Annotated in this window: 10 protein-coding genes; 3 read left to right on the forward strand and 7 right to left on the reverse strand. The window is 43.7% G+C overall.

What is annotated here, in order from left to right; all coding sequences use genetic code 11:
* Nucleotides 1–6 precede the first annotated feature (6 nt).
* From AB1S55_RS14305 to AB1S55_RS14315, 3 genes are all read right to left on the reverse strand, one after another.
* On the reverse strand, nucleotides 7–402 hold the full coding sequence (locus tag AB1S55_RS14305) for a hypothetical protein (protein ID WP_370978858.1): 396 nt from the start codon (nucleotides 400–402) through the stop codon (nucleotides 7–9).
* Nucleotides 399–9,266, reverse strand: coding sequence for an RHS repeat-associated core domain-containing protein (locus tag AB1S55_RS14310; protein ID WP_370978859.1), 8,868 nt, complete (start codon nucleotides 9,264–9,266; stop codon nucleotides 399–401). The genes AB1S55_RS14305 and AB1S55_RS14310 overlap by 4 nt, the downstream gene beginning before the upstream one ends.
* A 430-nt stretch (nucleotides 9,267–9,696) precedes the next feature.
* Nucleotides 9,697–10,665: a Gfo/Idh/MocA family protein gene (locus AB1S55_RS14315; protein WP_370978860.1), complete on the reverse strand. Its 969-nt coding sequence runs from the start codon at nucleotides 10,663–10,665 to the stop codon at nucleotides 9,697–9,699.
* Between the two features lie 269 nt (nucleotides 10,666–10,934).
* Here AB1S55_RS14315 and AB1S55_RS14320 point away from each other — a divergent pair, with 269 nt between their 5' ends.
* From AB1S55_RS14320 to traF, 3 genes are read left to right on the forward strand one after another with little or no spacing between them, the layout of a single operon-like run.
* Entirely contained in the window at nucleotides 10,935–13,985 is a 3,051-nt protein-coding gene (locus AB1S55_RS14320; protein WP_370978861.1) for an FAD-binding and (Fe-S)-binding domain-containing protein, read from the forward strand.
* Nucleotides 13,985–15,328 carry an MATE family efflux transporter gene (locus tag AB1S55_RS14325; RefSeq protein WP_370978862.1) on the forward strand — a complete coding sequence of 448 codons (1,344 nt, stop codon included), beginning with the start codon at nucleotides 13,985–13,987 and terminating at the stop codon, nucleotides 15,326–15,328. The genes AB1S55_RS14320 and AB1S55_RS14325 overlap by 1 nt, the downstream gene beginning before the upstream one ends.
* 55 nt (nucleotides 15,329–15,383) lie before the next feature.
* Nucleotides 15,384–16,907 carry a conjugal transfer protein TraF gene (gene traF / locus AB1S55_RS14330; protein ID WP_370978863.1) on the forward strand — a complete coding sequence of 508 codons (1,524 nt, stop codon included), beginning with the start codon at nucleotides 15,384–15,386 and terminating at the stop codon, nucleotides 16,905–16,907.
* Here traF and AB1S55_RS14335 read toward each other — a convergent pair.
* The 4 genes from AB1S55_RS14335 to AB1S55_RS14350 all read right to left on the reverse strand — a co-directional run bounded on the left by AB1S55_RS14335 (nucleotide 16,897) and on the right by AB1S55_RS14350 (nucleotide 22,175).
* Entirely contained in the window at nucleotides 16,897–18,915 is a 2,019-nt protein-coding gene (locus tag AB1S55_RS14335; RefSeq protein WP_370978864.1) for a transglutaminaseTgpA domain-containing protein, read from the reverse strand. The genes traF and AB1S55_RS14335 overlap by 11 nt on opposite strands.
* A complete protein-coding gene (locus AB1S55_RS14340; protein ID WP_370978865.1) occupies nucleotides 18,908–19,897 on the reverse strand; it encodes a DUF58 domain-containing protein in 990 nt (329 codons plus the stop codon). The genes AB1S55_RS14335 and AB1S55_RS14340 overlap by 8 nt, the downstream gene beginning before the upstream one ends.
* A 9-nt stretch (nucleotides 19,898–19,906) precedes the next feature.
* Nucleotides 19,907–20,839 (reverse strand): AAA family ATPase, encoded by a 933-nt coding sequence (locus AB1S55_RS14345; RefSeq protein ID WP_370978866.1) that lies wholly within the window; start codon nucleotides 20,837–20,839, stop codon nucleotides 19,907–19,909.
* A 142-nt stretch (nucleotides 20,840–20,981) separates the two neighbouring features.
* Nucleotides 20,982–22,175: an O-succinylhomoserine sulfhydrylase gene (locus AB1S55_RS14350; RefSeq protein WP_370978867.1), complete on the reverse strand. Its 1,194-nt coding sequence runs from the start codon at nucleotides 22,173–22,175 to the stop codon at nucleotides 20,982–20,984.
* Between the last annotated feature and the right edge of the window lie 2 nt (nucleotides 22,176–22,177).

Below are 22,177 nucleotides of genomic sequence, written 5' to 3' on the forward strand. Positions count from 1 at the left end.
TCCCTTTTATTCCATTTTCCAACATAAACTATTAGAAACATCATTAAATACTTTATAGACATGCAACCTATGCTGAGAGTTCTTTACCCCAGAAACCTCTAGAATACCAAACACGGTTGAAAAGCTATTTAGACAATCACTTAAATCTGTCTCATTAACCCCTGCCAGCTTTATTGAACTAGAAAAATCTCTATACTTAGCAGAATCTTCCGTAAGAAAAAGCATCACATTCCCTGTTGGAGAAGAGACATAACCTTTCACCTCTACTTTCTGACCATCAAGTTCGTTATAGTTAATAAGGATGGACACAAAAGAAAGAGGGGTGATTTCTGACTTACTTTCACACCCCAACAATACGTATGTGATTGTTATAAAAAGCATAACTCTTAAAAAATTACTCATTTGAACTCCACAGGCATCACAGCCCCATCAGGCTCCCAAACTGTAACCCCTCGACCACCAATCTTAGTAGTAAACACGGGAACTTCTTCACGCGCAGCTAACCAACTCCAGTTTTTAGGGGTAGAATATTTTGATTCCGTTACAACCAATGCCTGAGCATTTTCTATAGTTGCTCTAGTATCATAACTTCCACCAAAGAAATTAATTTTAGTACTAATGCTCCTAACCTCATATCCTTCTGGGATATCTGTTTGAGTCGAGGACATTTTATACAATCCTCCTCTCTTTTCATTTTTAATGACTATACCATTCGTTTCACCATCAAACGTAGCAACAGCTTCAGTTCTACCAATTGCATACGATACAGATCTCTTTAAACGATCACTAGTAAATTTATAAACATCCCCACTCTCCTGATTAAAAAAGTGCGCATATGCTGCCGTCTTAGCACCATTCGCAAACTTTCCACCCGTAGCCTGACTCACTGTGCCGCCCACGGCAGAAGCAATAGCGGTTCGCCCTAAAATACTGCTAAAACCTTCGCCGCCAACCTTACTAATCACATTAGAGCTCATAAACTTAGTAAACACACCAACCATCATGCCAGTTCTAAACTCACCACCTTGAAGCTCTGATAAAACCCCTCCGCCTACACCATGAGCTGCAATATGACCTAAAGAACCTGTTTGCCCTAGCTGATTAAACGCCCCACCAATACCACCAAATAAGGCTCCGGTTGCCGCACCTTTAAAGCCAGCCCTTAATGCATCAGCCGAATTCGCTCCCGATAAGGCTGCCATTGATACCCCACTCACAAAACCTCCTGCGGCACCAGCAACCATTCCAGCAATAAAACCACCTTTAAGAGCCCCCATGCTAACGGCCCAAGCCCCTGCAGCTCCAGCAGTCACAACAGTCAGATAAGCAACCACAATTACCGTCGCAACTGTCTTCACCTCATCCTTCGCCGCATGCCAGCGATCACTCACCCAGTTAAAGCCACTCGGATCAATAGCGTTTAACGGATTATTCATGACATAACTATAACGGTTCAAAGACCCCGCCAAGGTCGGCGCTTGCACAAAAGGGTCGGCCTGCATAAACCTAGCTAACTTGGCATCATAGGTACGACCATTCATGTGAATAATGCCCACTTCATCGAGCATTTCATGACCAGTAAAACCGCGATTACTAATAGGTTCAGCTCGAGTGATATAACTGCGTTCAACATCATTTTGAAGCATGCGCTGCCATGTCATAGTGTCACGTCGAGCTCCCCACGAATCAAAAGACATGGTTTGTAGCAATGAACCAAATTCATCTAAAATTGCTGTAGTTGAGCCGAGGTGATCTTTGATCAAATAGACAAGGCGACTGCCCTGATAAGCTTGACCATTGTAGTCCATGGTAATTAAGACGCCGCCGGGCAATGAGCGCTTCCACTGACGCAAACCACCTTCACGATATATTTTTTCCACTGAGCCAAGGTAAACAGTGGTCGTTAAATTATTATCGGCATCTATATCTACGCGACGATAACGTCGATTAGAAGAATCGTAATCAAAGTGCGTTTCATGTCCGTTTTTAGATACAGACGCGACTTTACCTGCAAGAGTGTATCCAAGATCCCTACCATCACCGGAGGTCATGCGGCCATTTTGATCGTAGCTATAACTGGTAACCTGCCCGTTCTTGGTGACACTACAAACAGCATGAACTCCAGCGTTACAACCGGAATAACTATAGTCTCCTACATCACTTTTGTAGCTAATATTACCCAACCCACTCGGGTCATAAGATAAATTCTGCTGATTGTTAACGCTATACTCACCGATTACCCCGCGGTAACTTGAACTAGTTAGCTGGTTAATATCATCGTAAGCATAGCTTTCTTCGATGTCGCGATATAACCCATCAAACTCAAGCCCCTTGTCATATCGTTTAAGGAGGTTGCCTACGGCATCCCAACGCATTTCCATATCTTGCACGGTAATAGGTGCAAGCCCTGCATCAGTATTCATAAAACGAATTCGACCAGAAGAACCGTCGTACTCTCTGCTTAAGCTAACATTATGCCCAAGCGTTGACTGCGTAACCTGCCCTCGAACATTAACGGCATGCACTTCATAATAAACTTCAGAGCCATCTAGATTCGTTGTTTTATAAAGATAACCGTATTCATTGTAATGATTAAGCACAGCACCATGACTGTAATCTCGGCCTTGACGAGCTGCATCGTAACTTACTTTCACTCGACCTAACTCATCATAAAGAGTTTTACTATAATGGGTCTCTGCCGCGACATCAGTACTTGCTGGTATAAAAGTAGATACCTCGCTACTTCGCCCTAAAGAGTCGTAACTGTAATCACGTTGAAAACCATCACTTTTACTTTCATAAGCTAGCTTACCAAGACCGTTTGCTTTTAGGTCGTAAGTAAAATAATTAGCACTGTTCGCATTATTTAAACTGTTATTACACGTTCCAGAGTGGAAGTAATAACTTGCCGTTTTACGTCCTAAGATGTCATATGTATTTCTAAGAACCTGCCCCTCTGCATCTACCTGACAAATGAGATCGCCAAACGTGTTATACGTATAGCTCCAATCACCTGTATCTGGGTCCGACATTGATGTTTTGTTTCCAAACTCATCATAAAAAATAATGGTTTCAATACTACTATCAGGGTGTTTAATTTTATGTAGCTTGCCACTGGCTAAATATTCGTAGCTGACTGTACTACCGTCCTCATCTCTGACCCAAACGAGGTCTCCTAAACCGTTTTTACGCTCTTCACGACGCTGTCCAAGAGGGTTGATATAGGTAGTAGTAAAACCGCTGTAGACAGTAGATACCGTTGCCGCGACACCCAGCTCACCACCGTCTTCACCAACATCACTATATGGCAACTCAACATGAAGAGGTCGACCGAATGCGTCGTAATCTGTTGTTTCTGTCCAATACTTCTCGTCATTAAAACCGGAACGAAAAGGCTCACTAACCTTATATGCACGTCCCTGTTTATCGTACCGCGTTACTACTGTAGATCTAACTACGCTATAGTTGTTTTTAGCGCTTGTGATTACTCGGCCCAATGCATCAAAGCATTTTCTAGAGCGGGCCCCTGACGCATCAGTTATTACTTGGCCGTACCCAACGCAGCTAGAAGTTTCCAAGCTGGTTTCTGTTAGTACCCAAGCGCCTGTACTGTCCGCCTCATAATATTTAATGCCTAAATCTGTGTATGCCGCTGTTGCAGTAACAGCACTGCCTCCTACATAACTCGAAGAGCGTAATGCTGCACCATACTTATTACGCTGCTCCACCTCTCCGACCAAGCGAATTTCTGCATCTTGAGCCTGAGCCTCTATTTGGAATGCAGCAAAAACACCACTGTTATTCGATGCGTTGCTACCGGTAGCCCCCGAAGGAAATGCCGTATAAGTCTTTTCAGGGAAACGGCCTGACAGAGTGTATTTAGTAAAAGCACTTAAACGGAATTCTGAACTAACACTATCCGTAGTTTTGGTAAATGCCGGGTTGCCAAAGTCATCGTAATAGTGATGTGTAGTTAAAGTTCGATTATCACCAATTATTTTTTCTTCACACAACATTCCTGTTAACGATGTATTTATACTCGTATCGGCGACAGTACATCCCATTCCGTAGTACTGAAATTCGACGCGTTTGGTACTGTCATTTTGAGAGCTTGCATCTGAACGATACTTATCAACTTCCGACCAAGATAACCGGCCTAAATGCTCGTAATCTGCCAAGTAGTGGTTTTGTGTAGTAACCGAAGCCAGCGTGCTTTTTACGTGACCTATTTTAGTTGTACTCACAAGCTTAGTAACATTACCCCAAGTGTCTATTTCTGTTTCAGTCTCATCGGTTACTAATTTACTACCCGAACTACTCCCATCCCCGTCTAAATCAAAATTAGCCACAGAACTGTTAGAAACATAAACTCGAAGAGGACCTAAATCTTTGGTCGACCGATAAGAAGACGGCAGCTGAATATAGTCGTTCCCGTCTCGGCTTAACCCTGCTTGACCTTCATCAACATTATGCACCCTATACGTAAAACTACTGTCATCTATTAAACCACCTTTTAACAACTGGCTCTTTACACGACTGGGCTGACCAATAAAAGGCCAGTCCTGACGATAATCCGTGCTGGTAACAGTTTCAGTTTGTAAATTTACTTTTTCAACTTTTTTAAAGCCTAACCAACCGCGACCACCAGCCTGAACCCTCGCCTGGTGATAGACATAACGGATTTCATTCTCATTTGAATTTTGTTGATAATAAGGCGCAGTGCTTTTAATAGAAGTCACTACTGGGTAACTACCCGCAACTTCTAATATTGGCCCATGGTCAGTAATCAATGTTTTAAAAACATCACCATAACCATAACCATAATTAGAAAATGGATCGTAAAGATCGCTATAAAAACCGGCGGTATCATAATCGTGGTGGTCACCTGAAGTAGATGAACACATATTGTCAATAATTTCTTGATTGAAAATATTAGAGGCATAAAGCTGATCAACGCAACGCTGGTAGGCATCGTTAGAAACAACGTTTGCCGCTATATCTAACCTTCGATACTGTGAGCTCCTACCTAATGTATCCCATGACAACTTAGTACTTGAATAGATTTCTCCCCCACCATTAATGCTATCAAGCTGCACTAGACTTCCAATTTTGGCCTCTCCAGCACGAAAGCTTGGATAAAAATCAATGCGATTGGAGCTTGCGTCAAACACAACTAAATCTAACCATGCATCCCCATCAACATCCGAAGGTAGGTACATTTTAGACGCGTCAAAATTGCCTACACTATGAGCAAATGTAGAATAATACTGATAATTTTTAGACTGCGAATTCCACAAACTGACCTTCATTTGGTTTAAGGCATCATTACGCCAAATGATATCTAATACACCATCATCATTAAGATCAGAAAAACTTGGGGCTTGTAGCGGTTCGTCTCCTGGTATAAACGCTTCTTGTCCCGTCATTAAGCGCACGCCATCACTTCGCTTAAGTATCCATAGATTCTCAGTCGAAGACAGACCGTCCATAGGGCCATGATTGTAAATAATGTCGGTATTACCATCCGTATTCACATCGATACCCTGAACACTATTATAAAACTGCTCTAACTCGTCAAACTCATCTGAAGATGCACTCTCTAGCACACTAAATAAATCAAAATTATTTTCACTATATGTTGCTAACTGAACACGTTGGTAGTCTAAATCAGTAAGGGTCTCTCTACCGGAGTGATCTGTGCTAACCCTAAAAAGTGCTTCGAGGGTAATAACATCAACCAAACCATCTCCATTTAAATCACCAATAGGCCTTAGCTTTTTCACCTTCCAGATGCGTTCTTCGCCATTAGTTAATGTATAACGATAATCACTTCCGCTTCGAGATGGGTAATCTGACTGTTCAACAAAACCATAATAATGCGCACTTTCTATACTGCCTACACCCGCCTCAAGTTCCCACATTCTTTCAGTAGACATGGCATTAAGAAAACCATCACCATCAAAATCAGCTAAAGCGACCTCACCAGAAAACGGAAATTCGTATTGGTTTGCTACCCCACTCAAGCCCCAAGATCCAAGGTTGCTTTCATCAGGCTTTGCTAGGAATAATCTCCAATCATCTCCAGACTTGACAGCTAAATCTGTACGGCCATCTAGATTGACATCAACTGGCACCATGTTCGTTTTATCGTTACCACTGGCCGCATTGAACCTAGCAAGGTAGGTTTTTTCGCCGATACCAGAAGAAGAGGATAAGGCATAATATATTTTGTCATACGCCCCGTCCCTCTCACTCCATACAACGTCAGATATGCTATTGCCATCAATATCTAATAGAGTAAATTCTGGAGCCTGACTAACACCAGAAGCAAGAGTAATACTTGCGTTGCTTGTACTATCAACCCAGCTAGAGCTACCAGGTCCAATATTATTAATGGTTCTCCAGTCAAAGGTTTTACGCGCATTAGCTTGTGTACATGAAGAGATGTTCGAGGCTGATTCGCAAATAGCGTCAATCCAAGCTCCGTCATAGGAAAAAGAATATTCTCTTAATAGCCGCGTAGAACCCATGTCCATACTCTGATTTACGGGGGCGGCATAACTACTAATTTTATAAATAACTTTCGTATATTCAATACTTCGCCCTGCAACATAGCTTTTTCTGTAAGCGTGTCGATTTTCCTGAGCATCGAACTCAATATAAGCTCCCGAGGCTACTGTCCCGCCTAAGTCACTAGAACCACCAGAATTACGATTGCCATAAGCGTAAATAACCCCTTGAATGCGAAAATTTTTAGCATTGGAATCATCGGTATAAACATAGTCAATCGCATTACCTACACTATCCTTAAAGGTACTAAGATGCCAACTCAGCACGTCTGGCGCAGTACCGCTGCTAGTTAAAGGACGTAACTCAGAAGGATGGCTTCCAGTACCACCAAACTTCGATACAGAACCGTCTTTAGCCCTAAGCTCAAAATAATCTGGATGCCCTGAACTGCCTCCTATCGCAGTAATTGTTACATAAGAGTCTATTTCAGTTTTATATACACTACCTGGAGTACCATAATTACCACTAACTACCAGTAAACGCTGACCATTAAAGCAAAATCTATCGGAGCTCCCCCATGTAATGGGTTTGAACTGACCATCGGTTAATGCCGTTTGACGACAACGAGAAATTGATGACAATCCACTAATGTTAGCCCCCCTGCCTAACATTCCAGCACCACCAGAAGACGCCATAGCAATACTTAGTTCAGGAGCCACACCCGCAGTGCCTGGAGCAACTAAAATTGGGTAGTTATATGAAACGCCACCACTTGGTGTTATATCTAGCGCGTCAGATGCTCGGTAACTCTCGTCTATATGAGACATGCTTGCCAATGACGGCGCCGGTGATAACTCTGGTGATAGTGTTGAAAAAGTCGGATCGATTGGACTATTGGAGTTGAAAGAAACGGATGTGCTAACAGTGTCACTCCATTGCGAGCAAATGTTTTGAGTTTGGCACGCGCGCAAACGATAGGAATATGATGCGCTGTTAGAGACTTTAAGGTCTACCTTGTCTAAATCACCCGTAATACGTTGTACAAAACTCCAAGCCCCTGAATTCTTTGATTGATCAAGCTCATAATATTCTGCCCCCTGAGAACGTGTCCAATGAAGGGGCACCGTGTTTGTAGTAACCGAAGATGGAGCTGCAAGTGTAGGTGTTAGCAATGGTAATGGTTTAACTTCTAGGTCAAAAGAGCCTGTTACCGTATATACTAAGCCACGTACTTTTACATTAATTCTAGCTGAACCAACAGTGTATTTATGAGGGCTTATAAACAAAACTTTTTTACCGTCAACAACCCCAGATGAGAAACCACCCCTAGGTATTAACTGCTCACTCATACCATCAACAGATGCCTCTATATGTAAATCCTCTACAGGAGTAGTTCCAGCAACAATATCAAGCACAACTGGCGCTTTCACACTATTTCTTGCAATTGTCTGGGGCCCAATTTGATTAAGGACAGGGGGAGCCCCTTCAAATATTTCGAATGTGAATGTTTGCGTACTTGCTTCGTTTACACCATCAGACACACTAACGGTCAATGTACTTACCCCAACATCACCTAAAGTCAGAAGACGCCAGTTATCCCCTTCAGCTTCAGGGGGTTGTACACCAATACGTACAACAGAAGGGTTGCTGCTCGTTAATGTAAAATCTAAGTCTTCGACAGGCGTTTCTTCATCGTGAAACTCGAATGTCATACCTAAGTACCCATAACCGGCTCCATGCTGGTGTCGCACAGGAGCAATAGGCTCGACATGCGGAGCATCATTTCCTTCACGAATAGTAATTTCGAGATCTTTTGTACTACTAAAGCCCTTTGGGTTTCTTGCAACAATCGTTGCATCAATAAGGCCCGAAGCATTTTTACTTGGGGTAACCTTTAATAAAAAAACACCACCAAAAGGTGATTTTTCAAATTCGTAAGCACTTATTAAGTTGGATGTCTCATCTGAGACAAGCAACGAAAGATCCAAGTTTTCAGGACCGTACTTATCTTCTATAGTTAAATGAATATTTCCACTATTATTTTCTTCAAGTGGTATATTTCCGTTAATTGTAATCGATGGTTCATTCGGTAGCGCTGTTACTGTTACGTTCAGCGTCGATATACTTTTTGCCCCATTCTCATCAGATACAGCAATCTCAATCTCCGCGACACCCACTTCATCTACTAAAGAAAAAAATTCAACGTAACGATTAGAGCCGCTACCGCCGAGTACAACATTACCTAGTTGAGCTACAGTACTTATTGCCTTGTAATCTACGGAAAGACTGTCTGCAGGTGTTTGAGTATCACTAACTGTAAAATTAATTCTGCCGGTAGCTTTACCCTCCCCAATATTGACAGGCGAAAAAGAGCTAATGGTAGGGGCCTGATTAGGCTGAGCGACTACAACTCTAGCTATATCACTGTAATTAGTGACTGGTGGCCAACTCGATGTATTGTATCCTTGACTTCGATATTCGTAGATACCGTCTGGCTTATTTACAGCACCATACGGATTACTACCACCTTGTGACATAGTAGAAACACTAGTCCAAGTACCGCCGTTAAAACGCTCGTACAAAACAGGGTTAATAACCCGATCATCCCAAGAGACCGTATAATTACCATCGGCATCATTTGGTGGCGCAACTGGTTTGTTTGGAGGTGTTTGTTTTGGTGGAGTGAAGGAAAGAGCATTTACCGAAATAAACGTCAGCAATAAAAATGAAAGTATCGAAAGTAAGCTACGACGCATAAAAGAACCCAAGTATTTTTTTGTACTGCAAGAGAATGCCATACAATGTAGTTATATTTTTTAAAAGCAGGCGCATTCATTATTTAAATATTGCGACGTTTTACTGAGCATGCGACACACTGTCAATCATTAAGATCAAAACAAGTGAAAAACATTAAAGTTTGTCATTTGTTTCATCCAAAAATAAAAAAATGTAAATACATTCAAGCCCAAGAAAAGATTTAAAACTTGCTCAATAAGCAATTGAGTGTAAAGAGGAGGTACAAAAATAAAAAAGACAGCTACAGACTCCGCAAGAAGCAGACAAACGCTCCTTTTCTAGACTTTAGTGTGAGATGAAATATCTATCGCCAACTTATAATAATCTCGCGAGAGTCTAGATCAGGCCGTTTTATTTATATAACAAACGGCAATTCACTTTAAAACGTGCCTAAAACAAAGCCCTAATCTCTTCCATCTGCCTTTGCAAAATCAAACTTCGCTTATGGCTCACAACTGGGCTTTCAAAGTCATTATCAACAGCGCCATTTAATACAAGTTGGCTAAAGTGTTGTATTTCGTAGTCATACCCCAAGCTTGAGCGACCATCGTCAAACGATTCGAGTCGTTTGTCTTCGTTATATAAATGCACTTGTGATGCGGCAAAAAAGTTAGGGATAACAATGCGGCCTTTATCGCCAACAATAAAGGCTGCATTTTCTAACCAGCACTGAAAAGAAGAAGCCAGACTTAATTTAATATCGCCTGAACTGGCGGTAATGATGACATCATCATCCACCCCATTTTCGGCTAGGTTTGCACAAACCTGGAGGCCGCTTAGCTCTTGCTCACTAAAAAATAGCGCCAGTGCTAAAGGGTAAATACCAACATCCAATAAAGAGCCTCCGGCCAGTGCCGCATCGTATTCTCGGCTGTTTGGCTCGTAGGGGGCGAGATAACCAAAGTCGGCTTTGATGTGTTTAATCTGGCCTATCTTGCCCTCGTCTACCCAGCGTTTAGCTTGACGCAGCGCAGGTAAGAAATAAGTCCACATCGCTTCCATCAACAAAACACCTTGAGCCTTAGCCACAGCGGCAAGCTCACTGAACTCGTCACTGCTAACGCATATGGGTTTCTCACAAAGAACATGTTTACCAGCCAGCATTGCGGCTTTTGCTTGTTCAAAGTGGAAGCTATGTGGCGTGGCTATATAGATGGCATCAATCGTTTGATCGTTAAAGAGTTCCGCGTAAGAGCCATAAGCTGTGCCAATAGCGTGTGCATCGGCAAACTCTTGAGCGCGTTTAAGATCTCTCGCCGCCACAGCTAGTAGCTTGGCATTACTTACGTACTGAATGTCCTGTGCAAATTGCTTGGCAATGCGCCCTGCCCCAACAATGCCCCAAGTAAGATGTGTCATATCTGCTTCGTTATCATTATGTGTTTTGGCAACACACTATCATTATCTGTTTCCACACACTACATCACCGGCTTCTAAGTGCTCAATACCGACGTATCCTATAGATACACAAGCTAGGCAACGTGCATTGGCAAAACGTCGATCGGGGCGCAGAGGCAAAGTGCTTTTTTAGCTGCTATTAAGCTCTGGCTTCGCTAAAATGTACGACATTAAAGGGCCGTACACGATTCCCGTGCAAGACTCGCCCAGCAGATAAAGCAAGAGCGCCAATGATTCCCAAGTTAGATCAGCTATCACCTGTCGATAGCCTTTACCAAACCTTTCTCGACCGCTTACGCAGCACAGCCTTTAAGGGCGATCTCAGTGCTGACTACGGCCATCGCACGGCACTTGCTACGGATAATTCCATCTATCAAATTTTGCCTCAAGCGGCTGTCTACCCTAAAAGCATTGACGATCTGATCTGCTTGGCACAACTTGCCGCTGAACCTGAGTTTGCCACCATTGTATTAACTGCACGCGGGGGCGGCACGGGCACCAACGGGCAAAGCTTAAGTGACGGTATTGTGGTGGATATCAGCCGCCATATGAATCAGGTGTTGGAAGTCAATCAAGAAGAGCGCTGGGTGCGTGTGCAAACCGGTGTGGTCAAAGACCAGCTCAACGCCGCACTGAAACCCTACGGTTTGTTTTTTGCGCCCGAGCTAAGTACCAGCAATCGCGCCACCATTGGAGGCATGATCAATACCGATGCCTCAGGCCAAGGCTCTTGCCTATATGGTAAAACACGTGATCACGTGCTTGAGCTCCATACGGTGTTGCTTGGCGGTGAGGTCTTACACAGTCACAGCCTAGATGAACAGCATTTACAAAGCGCTAGCCAAAATGACAGTAAAAGCGCAGAAATCCACCGTATTTGTGACAGTATCTGGAAAGAACACAAAGAGCGCATTCAAGCGAGCTTTCCTAAATTAAACCGCTGCCTAACCGGTTATGACCTCGCCCATATTCGCGACGAGAAAGATCAGCTCAATCTCAATAACATACTATGCGGCAGTGAAGGTACGCTTGGTTTTATTGCCGAAGCCAAACTAAATGTTCTGCCTATCCCCAAATGTTCTGCACTGATTATTGTTAAATACAGTGATTTTGAAGCCTCTCTGCGCGATGCCCCTGAGCTTATGAAGGCTGGGCCAACCAGTATAGAGACCATCGATTCAAAGGTCTTAAATCTGGCGATGCAAGACATTAGCTGGACAGAAGTGGAAGAATTTTTTGAGGGTGACACCACTGCACCTGTGCAAGGTATCAACCTAGTTGAATACACCGCCGACAGTGACGACGAACTCAAAGAAAAAATGCAGCAGCTCATTGAGCAGCTTAAAAACAATCAACTGAGTCGCCCTATTGGTTATTCCATGGCCATGGGGGGCAATGCGGTGTCTCGTATTTGGGGCATGCGTAAACGCGCCGTAGGTCTACTTGGCAATGCTAAAGGTGAGGCTCGCCCTATTCCTTTTGTTGAAGATACCGCCGTGCCGCCAGAACATTTAGCTGATTTTATTATGGAGTTCCGCGCTGTACTCGATCGCCATCAATTAAGTTACGGTATGTTTGGCCATGTTGACGCCGGTGTGCTTCACGTACGCCCTGCTCTGGATATGAAAAACCCAGAGCACGAAACCATGGCTTGGCAGATCAGTGATGAGGTCGCTAAGCTTTGCCAAAAATACGGTGGCCTACTTTGGGGAGAACACGGCAAAGGCTTGCGTTCGGCTTACGCTCCCGATTTTTTTGGGCCTTTATATGCGCAGCTACAGCGTATTAAAGCCGCGTTCGATCAACACAATCAGTTAAACCCGGGAAAAATCGCCACACCCGATGCCAATAGCCAGTTAATTGGTATTTCAGAGCCTGTGACCCGAGGCCAGTTAGACCGCGAAATCAATAGCGATGATTGGCAGCAGTTTAATAGCGCCGTGTACTGTAACGGCAACGGTGCGTGTTATAACTGGAATTTTTACGATGCGATGTGCCCATCTTACAAAGCCACGCGTTTGCGTACTGACAGCCCCAAAGGCCGAGCCAGTCTTATTCGTGAATGGATGCGTTTGATCAGTGTGCAAGGTCAAAGCACTGCAGCCATTAGCAAGCAGTCCTTTGTCTCATCGCTGAGTCAGCTGCCTAAAAAAATCGCCAACAGCTTTGCTAAAAAGCGCGGTGCTTACGATTTCAGTCATGAAGTGTACGCCAGTATGTCGACCTGTTTATCGTGTAAAACCTGTAAGGGTCAGTGCCCTATTAAAGTCGATGTACCGGATTTCAGAAGTAAGTTTTTATCTCTGTATCACACGCGCTATTTGCGCCCGTTAAAAGATTACTTGGTGGCCAGCCTTGAGTATTTATTGCCACCCATGTCAAAAGTACCCGCGCTCTACAACCTTGTTATGGGCAATAGCTTGGTCAAAGCCTTGCTTAAACACGGTGTCGGTTTTGTTGATGGGCCCATGTTAAGTCGCTGCCCGCTTGCAGAAAAAGAATTGCCAGTGGCCTCACTAAATAAGCTCAATGCGCTAAGTGATGAAGAAAAAGCCAAGAGTCTGATTCTTGTTCAAGATGCCTTTACTCGTTACTTTGACGCGAGCACAGTAAGCCAATTAGCAAGCGCCTTACAAAAACTCGGCTTTACGGTTTGGCTTGCCCCATTTAAAGCCAACGGCAAACCCTTACATGTGCACGGCTTTTTATCTGCATTTAAAAACAATGCGCGTAAAAACATGGCCATGTTAAACGAGCTTAGTCAAAGCGGCGTGGCTCTAGTGGGCATCGACCCATCCATGACCCTAACCTATAGAGCAGAATACGTTGATGTCTTAGGTAAAGAGCAGTGTGTTGAGGTGCAACTATTACAAGAGTTTTTATTCTCTAAACTTGAACAACTGCCAGCACTGCCACTTAAAGACTCACAAGCCAAACGCTTTACACTGCTTAGCCACTGCACAGAAAAAACCAACGCTGCCGGTTCCAACAAACACTGGCAAGCCATTTATCAAAAACTGGGCCTTGAATTAAGCATTCCGGCTGTCGGTTGCTGTGGTATGGCCGGCACCTTTGGCCACGAAGCGCGCAACGAACAACTCTCTAAAGAGATTTACGCTATGAGCTGGCGCGACACCGTTGATGCTGCCGATGCAAGCACACTCGTCGCCACAGGTTACAGCTGTCGCTGCCAAGTAAAACGTGAGCAAGAGTTACATATTAAACACCCTATTTCTGCCCTGCTCGATTTATTTGATAACAGCTCAACCAGCACTCAATAATGCTGCGCGGTTTTAAATTAAAACACGCTCTTGCCCTTGCATGGCCTATCAGCCTGCAGGGCATGCTAACCAACTTTATATCCATTGTTGATGTCGCCATGGTCAGCCACCTTGGCGACAGTGCCATTGCAGCTGTAGGCTTAGGCAATCGTTATCAGTTTATGCTGATGGTTATTTTGTTAGGTTGTGCGTGGACGGTGGGTGTGCTCTCAGCCCAGTACTACGGTGCTGAGCAAACAAGTCGTATCCGCAGTACAATTGTACTCGCCTGCGCTGTGGCACTATTAGGTTTATTACCAGTTGCCCTTCTTACTTGGTTCTGGAGTATCAATATTATTGGCTTGGCAACCAATAATATTGATGTCATCCAACTTGGTAGTGAATACATCAATATTACCGTACCCAGCCTAGCTTTTGTCGCCGTTATTCTTGTTTATGAAAATGCGATTAGATCCTTAGGACATACCAAGCTGCCCCTGATAATGAGCGCAGTAGCGATAGCACTTAATATTGCATTAAATTATTGGTTTATTCATGGCGGTTTAGGTCTGCCAGCGATGGGGGTACTAGGAGCTGCTCTAGCGACAGCTGCTGCGCGTTTGATACAACTGCTTTTGCTTATAAGCTTTATACATATTAACCAACACCCTTTACGTACACGCTTAGAGGATTTTCGACCCAATCGTAAAGAAGCCTGGAAAATTATATCTATGGCCGCCCCTATGATGGGTAGTTTTGGAGTATGGGCTGTTGGTATTTTTGTCTATCAACTTATCTACGGCAATATGGGCACAACTGAGCTTGCGATTATTGCGATGCTCACGCCTGTAGAAGCGATCTTTCTTGCTTTGTTTTTTGGTTTGTCCTCTGCCTGTTCGATATCAATAGGACAACGCTTAGGTGCCAATGATTTTACTGGTGCCATTGTGCAAGCACGCGTCTTTATTATGCTTAATATCAGTATCGCTGTGCTCTTAGGTATTGTGCTTACCTTATGTGCCCCCTTAGTACTCGCACCGTTTGCAAGTAGTGATACTGGGAACTTAGCTTATGCACACAAGGTCTTAATATTAATGGCGCTTTTAAGCTGGCTTAAGGTAAGTAATATGACCTTAGCAATGGGAGTGCTACGAGCCGGCGGTGACAACCGCATTGTGATGCTGATTGATGTGGTTGGTATGTGGTTTATCGGTATTCCTCTTACCGCAGCAGCTGCCCTGATCTGGCACTGGCCCCTGTTAGCTGTGGTTGCTATAGCGTATTCAGAAGAGTTAAGTAAAGTCATATTATTTGCTTGGCGGGTACTTCAAAAGCACTGGTTAAAAAACTTAAGCCTTCATTAAATGTGCAAATCTTCTGAGCTATTAATTATTCAGCCTATTTTTATGACCCTTTGCTATGAATAAGCATTTTCAACATACAGTGTATCTACAAAAAGCAGTTACAAAGGTAAAAAGCACACCATTCAGAACCGCAATAAAAATGATAAGCAGCGGCGGGCTTTTATTAGCCTGTCAAAGCATCTATGCCGCAAACGCGCTCGCACCTTATAGCAGCCTTGGCGGCACAGGCTTAGAAACCGCAATAGCCAACCCTGCTCAACTCAGCGCTAACCAAAAACTAGGTTATTCGAGTAAAGTAGGTGTTGGTTTTAATGGCGGCGTCGCTTTGGAATACGGTAATGTCGATGAAATTTTTAAGATCATTGATACCATCTCATATTATTTAAGTGACAAAGATGACGGCAGCTCGCCACCCGAACCACCTCCAGAAGCCTTGCCACCACAACCAGGCAACCTGCCATATCAACCAACCATTGAAGATATTATTAATAACAACCCTGAATATGTTGAGTGGTTTGATGCACTACAGAAGCAAGCTACTTTTCTAGCTTCAGCACTGGCTATTATATCTCAAGAGTCCTACGCCAAGGGCTATGCTGACTTTGATGGCCAGCTACTTATCAGTCACAATATCTACGGTGGTAGCTTAGCTTTTGGTCTAAAACGATCTGGACTTACAAAAGCCCGAGGCATATTAGACGATTTTGACTGGAATACAGAAGAAGCCTTGCAAGTGCTTCAGGACGTAATTGAATTAGAGGTGGATGCTCCACGCGAAGAGTTTCACCTAAGCGACGATATTCTTCTTGTCGTCGACAGAAGCAATAACGACCTTGATGTAAAAATGGATAACGACAGCTTACTCTTAACTCGAAGCTCAGTTATTCAGCAGTTCCATCTTGATTACAGCCGCCAAGTTTTGGACTACACGTCAGGCTCACTGCAACTAGGCCTTCGTCCCAAAATCATTCACGCTGGACTGAGTCAGGTTGATACACGATTTGGCGATATTACCGATTCTAGTGAACTCGTCGATGACATTAAAAATGCCGATCTTCATTACAGCACTAAAGCCAGCCTTGATATCGGAGCTTATTGGAACTCGAATAATTACAGCCTAGGCTTTAGTGTAAGTGACTTATTCTCTCCCAGCTTTGCCTATCCAGCGATAGACCGAAGCCGCTATAGTAAAAGCCAAGTATTACAAAAAATACATAAAACTGATCAGTGGAAATTAAGTCGACAGAGTAATATTGAAGCCAATATATACACTACAAATAGACGCTGGATGCTATCAGCCAATACCGATCTAGAAACAACTAGCGATCCGATGGGGGACTTACATAAATGGCGCTCCATCGGCGTGCAGTACATGCACCCGAGCCGCAAAGTGCCTAGTGCACGATTAGGCTATCGTACAGACATAGCACGTAAAGACTTAGAATATATAAGTATCGGTACAACCATTGCCAAGCTTGTTCAAATCGACTTAGCAAGCACCTTAAATACCGTTAGTATTGATGGCAAGACCTTACCGCGAGGCATGGCACTTAATCTTGGCTTTCAGTTTAACTTTTAATTGCTCGCCAATGCTTGCATGCTAAAACAAATGCCTTTTCTGCCTGCCCATCGGCTTGCCCTTTTTTGTTATAAAGAAGCGTCTCGTATTGCCTTGCAATAGAAAATAGACTCAAGCGCCATGCAGGCTCAAGGTTAGCAACACGTTTAACAAAATGCATAGCTGTTTCATGTTTTTCTCGGTGGTAACCGGCCTTATTTAAACGCATTAACAGTTGATAAAAAGCACGATCTCTGGCTGTCAGTGTTTTAGTTGGCCGACTCAGCCATAAGAGAGAGAAATATAAGAGCAAAATACAAGCAAAACCGCCAAGAAATAACAGCAGCATGCGCCAGCTTGTTACATGGCCCAATAAGCGACTTAACAAGGCATGCTGGCTGGCACCATCAAAATTAACAACTAAGCTTTGCCAGCGATAATTTATTTCATCTAAGCGCAAGCTCAACCATTGCAACATAGGTACCGACGCTCTTAAACCAAGTAACGCTTGAGCTTCCTCCGGACTTAAAGCCTCACTTAAACTACGCTCTATACGTGAAGGCGCAACGGCAGCCGTAGGATCAAACCTCAACCACCCCTTACCTTCTATCCATGCTTCGGCCCATGCATGGGCATCACTTTGCTTAACCAATAAATATGAGGCGGCTTGATTCCACTGCCCGCCTTGATATCCCACAACAACGCGAGCTGGAATACCTGCTGCCCGCAATAAGAAGACAAAGCTTGACGAAAAGTGTTCACAAAAGCCCTGTTTAGAGTCGAATAAAAATTCATCCACAGTATTACTGCCCAAAATGGGAGGTTCAAGGGTATAAAAAAAGGAGGCGTGATACTGAGCTAATACTTTTTCAATCAGCCTTTCATCCGCTTCAGACCCTAACCCCACACCTTTTCTCAACTCTTTGGCGTAAGCTAAGGCACGAGAATTATTTGAAGGTAAAAGTAAATTGCGACGTTTAAACTCTGGGCTTAAAGACTGCGCTGAATAGGTATAACGCATCGCACTCGACACTTGGTATTCAGAGCGAGTACCCAGCTTATAGCGATTTTTAATCGTCGCATTATCTGTAAAGCTTAAAGAAAGTGAAGACGCTCTCGCTGAAACGGGAGCCATAAGAGAAAACAACCACGGTTGCTGATGAGCCTCTACCAGCACCTTATAGCTCAATAAACTATTGCTATCGTAACGTAATTGCCAACTTTGCTTAGGACCTAAGCCAGTATCTTCTTTATAGCTCCAAGCCTGCCACTTAAGTGCTTGCGTCCAACGCCGTCCATCAAACTTATCCAGTACCATTGCTCGCCAATAGCGCTGCTCCGGACGAGGCAATTCGCCTTCAAAGTTCACTCTAAAGGCTGTTTCGTTGGAACGAATAAGCTTACTAAAATCGCCAGGTGCCATACTATCACTAAAGCCTGTAGATGCCGTTTGCCCCTGCCCTGGCATTTTCCACAAAGGCCCCAAACGAGGTATAGATACAAACAGTAAGAGCAACAAAGGCAAAACCACAGCAAACACAAAGGCTAAATTCGTTAACTGCCTTTTAATATTGGTTTTACGGGTTTGAAAAAGCCCCATCCAAAACCAAAGTACAACAAATACACACACAAAAGCATAAAGAGATAAAAGAAAGCTTTGATAAAAAAGAAAGTTGCAGGCCAAGACAACAAAAATCAGATGAACAACAAGTAAAGCATCTTTACGCCACTGTAACTCTAATAGCTTTAAAAATAGTGCCACAAGAAAAAAGCAAACAAACACTTCAACAGAAAGCAAACGAGAAAAGCTTAAGGCAATAGCCACAAGGCCTAGTACTAACAGTGATGCCTTAATGGTGGTGGAAGGTAGTGATAGGTTGCGTTTAAAAACAAATATTCGCCAAGTAGAAACCACAATAAAAAGAAGTGCTAACCAAGCAGGAAATAACAGCAGCAGTGGCAGTGCGCACAGTAACAAGCTAACTAATAACTTAACTAAGCTCTGCTGCTGAAGCTGGTAGTTAAGCATGAGTCAGCGGCTCTTTAGAGGTAGCGTAGCTTGCCAGCGCATTTAAGCATTCGTCTCTATGAATACGACTGCAGGATTGATCACGTTTAAACCCTGGTAAGATAAATGAAAAATCTTGTTGCTGCTGATAGAGCTTTAATACGTGATAACACAGAATACTTAAGCGCTGCTCTAACGAATTTGCATTAACACGAGTGTAATCTAAACACACAAGCTGGCTTTGTGGCTGACTAAACTCTTTAATTTGTAAGCCCTGAGCTTTGGCAAGGCTTTTCCAATGAATGCGAGCGATTGCATCACCAGGACGAAAGGGTCGTAGCCCAGAAAAATCCTCCGAACCACTCTGCTCACCCGCTTGCTCTCCCTCATTTTCGCTATAGCCGTGATAGCCCATGTCGCCGTCTTGAGGCTTTGGGTAAACATAGAGTTGTCCTGACCAAGTTAACCATGTCCAACAACGAATAATCCCCAAGGGGAATACGCTTTGTACACGCATTTTCGGTAGTGGGTAGACGCCACGCTGTGTGCAGTGAAAAGCCAGCTCAAATTCTTTTATTTCACCAGGTTGCAAATCAATAACAAGGCTATTATCCAATTGCCCACGCCAAGCAAATTCAATGGCATCTAATGCTTTTTGCCTTTGATGCTCTAAGCTAAAACGTAGATAAACTCTCTCCCCTGCAAAGGCCTCCTTCTGACCAAGGTAGTGTAACTTCAAGCCTCGCATATTATTAAAGGCACTTAAGATAGCAAACACCATAAGCGCAGCCATAAGAAAGACCAGCGCCAGAATTAAATTATTTTGGTAATTAGTGCCTAATAACCACAGCACAATAAGCACAGAAACAAAAGGCAGCGCTGAACTCGAAGGGAAAACAAAGACATTTCGTTGCCCTAAGGTAAAGGTCGTTGAGCTTCCAATACGTTTAGCAGCAAAGTATTGGAAACGTTTATTAAAAAAGCGTCTTATTTTAACTAACAAAACTCGACCTCAAAGACCAAGCACGTCAACCGAATTCAAGGCTAAGCGGCTCAAACTTTGAGCCCCCTCAGTATCACTTGCTTTTAATGCTGTGCCACCTTCCACGCGATGCTCCACCACACTGGCAAAGACCGCTTGTACATCATCAGGTAAAACATGTTGTCGGCCGTGTAAAAGCGCCCAACTTTTGGCAGCCTTAATTAAGGCCATCGCCGCTCTCGGACTTAAGCCATGAGTAAAGGATTGGTTCTCACGAGTAAAGTGCACAAGACGTTGAACATAAGCCACCAGAGCATCACTGACATGCACTTCTTCAACCTGCTCCTGTACTTTAGCTAAGTCTTCGACGCTTAATAGCGGATTGATTGAAGGCATTCGCTGACGAGGATCTTGGCCTAGTAATAATTGCCTCTCTGCTTCAGGACTCGGATACCCCAGAGAAATACACATTAAAAAACGATCAAGCTGTGATTCCGGTAAAACATAGGTTCCCGCCTGAGAAAGGGGGTTTTGAGTAGCAATAACAAAAAAAGGATTAGGTAAGGGATGGCTTTCAGAATCGATACTGACCTGGCGCTCTTCCATTGCTTCTAACAAAGCGCTTTGCGCCTTAGGCGTACTGCGATTTATTTCATCTGCTAATAATAATTGCGTAAAGATAGGTCCAGGATGAAAACGGAAGCTGGCTTTATTTTGATCAAAAATAGAAGTACCAAGAATATCACCCGGTAATAAATCACTGGTGAATTGTACTCGCTGGTAACTGAGACCAAGCACTCGAGCAAGACATTGCGCTAAGGTTGTTTTACCCATACCGGGTAAATCTTCAATAAGTAGATGGCCACGAGCCAAAAGACAACAAAGCGCTAGCTTTAGTTGCTGCTCTTTGCCGAGTAGAACCTGAGATACCGATTCCAACACGCCATCGAGAAGTTTGTTCATATACTGCACTCCATTGTTATCTAGATACCTACGAACATAAACTTCGGCGTTCACTAACAACGCAGATACATCTATAAGTATCCAGATACGGCTATTTTCTTACTGTTTTTCACAGCATAGCGAAAATACACCTATAAGAGCACTAGATTTTAGAGAAGCCTCGCTCTAAATCACGCTTTAAATCATCAACGTGTTCTAAGCCTACAGCAACACGAATAAGATTTTCTGTAATACCGGCAGCCACTTTTTGTTCATCATTTAAGCGGCCATGAGTAGTCGTTGCCGGGTGAACAATGGTTGTTTTAGCATCGCCGAGATTGGCGGTTAGAGACATCAACTGTGTTGAATCTAATACCGTCCAAGCTTGCTCTCGCCCACCGCGCACTTTAAACGATAAGACACCACCAAAACCTGACTGCTGCTGTTTAGCCAGTTCATGGTTCGGATGTGATTCAAGCCCACAATAATAGACCTGCTCTACCGCTTCGTGTGCCTCAAGCCATGTTGCCAAGGCCATTGCGTTTTCACTGTGTGCTTTCATACGCAGTTCTAAGGTTTCTAGACCTTTCAAAAATACCCATGCATTAAAAGCACTCATCGTTGGGCCGCAAGTACGAATAAACCCGAGTACTTCATCACATAGGGATTCAGGGCCAACCACAGCGCCACCAAGTACACGCCCCTGACCATCCAAAAATTTAGTTGCCGAGTGAATGACTAAATCGGCGCCCAAGGTCAGCGGTCGCTGTAAGGCGGGTGAACAAAAACAGTTATCAATAACCAACAAGCTGTCGTTAGCGTGAGCCATGGCAGCGAGTTTTTTAATATCGGCAATGTCATTTAATGGATTGGACGGTGTTTCAGCAAATAAAAGACGAGTATTAGGCTGAATAGCGGCTTGCCACTCATCGTAGTCCGTTAAATTAACTTGAGTAACTTCAATACCTAGCTTGCCTAAGTACTTATTAAACAACATCGAGGTTGTGCCAAAAATGCTTCTTGAAGCAACAACATGATCGCCACTTTTTAAAAGGGCCAAACAAGTACTTAAAATAGCCGCCATGCCAGAAGCAGTAGCCACACAGCTTTCGCCCGCTTCCATTGCAGCTAAGCGCTCTTCAAAACAACGCACTGTTGGGTTGGTATAGCGAGAATATACATTGCCCGGCTCATCACCAGAAAAACGTGCTGCCGCCGCCTCTGCGCTATCAAACACATAACTAGAGGTAGTGAAAATGGGCTCACCTTGCTCACCTTCTGCCGTGCGATGTTGTCCTGCACGCACAGCTAAGGTTTGCAGTTGCGCCTCAAATAAAGGGTGATTTTCGTCAAACACGC

This window comes from Agaribacterium sp. ZY112, assembly GCF_041346925.1.
Lineage (GTDB): Bacteria > Pseudomonadota > Gammaproteobacteria > Pseudomonadales > Cellvibrionaceae > Agaribacterium.